Source organism: Bacillus sp. SIMBA_074 (genome assembly GCF_046534555.1).
Lineage (GTDB): Bacteria > Bacillota > Bacilli > Bacillales > Bacillaceae_G > Bacillus_A > Bacillus_A mycoides.
In genome coordinates, this window is sequence record NZ_JAWRYM010000808.1 from 1 (window position 1) to 257 (window position 257).

Below are 257 nucleotides of genomic sequence, written 5' to 3' on the forward strand. Positions count from 1 at the left end.
GGATGGCGGCGCCGGCGGACTCCAAGGCGTCCACCGTCACGCGGTGGAGGTCGGCGAGCACTGCGGAGTCATGCAGCACGGTCACCGGCACGGTCCGGTGCGCGCCGAAACGCTCGCGGGCGGCGCCGGCCACCGGGATGGGCGGCACCAGCGGGAGGAGGTCCGCCACCGACTCCGCCGACAGCTCCGTCTCGAACGGCGGGACGATGGTGACGTGCAACGGCCAATCAGCGGCCGGGAACCGCTCCGGAAACACG

The 257-nt window shown here is 73.5% G+C and carries 1 protein-coding gene; it reads right to left on the bottom strand.

Annotation, left to right across the window (positions count from 1 at the left end; all coding sequences use genetic code 11):
- Positions 1-220, bottom strand: a 220-nt coding sequence (locus SB773_RS32995; RefSeq protein WP_410594640.1) for a hypothetical protein, incomplete at its 3' end; no start/stop codon positions are given.
- Between the last annotated feature and the right edge of the window lie 37 nt (positions 221-257).